Genomic DNA, 234 nt, shown 5'->3' with positions numbered 1-234 from the left:
TCATGGCTTTAAAAAAAATGGCAAATGGTATATTGAAACCTGTAGTAGTACCCACGGCGATTATGATTCTTGTCCGGTGTGTCAGTATATTAGTAAAAATGATCTGTATAATACCGATAATAAAGAATATAGCCTGGTTAAACGCAAAACCAGCTATTGGGCAAATATTCTGGTTGTGAAAGATCCGGCAGCACCGGAAAATGAAGGTAAAGTGTTTAAATATCGTTTTGGCAA

Annotated in this window: 1 protein-coding gene; it reads left to right on the top strand. The window is 36.3% G+C overall.

The features are described 5' to 3' along the window. Positions 1 to 234: hypothetical protein (locus SB724_RS21860; protein ID WP_410573178.1), on the top strand; the 234-nt coding region annotated here is incomplete at both ends.

Source organism: Bacillus sp. SIMBA_031, from assembly GCF_046535225.1.
GTDB classification, from domain to species: domain Bacteria; phylum Bacillota; class Bacilli; order Bacillales; family Bacillaceae; genus Bacillus; species Bacillus velezensis.
Note: the sequence above shows the minus strand (reverse complement) of the source record. Positions and strands in the feature narration are given on the sequence as shown.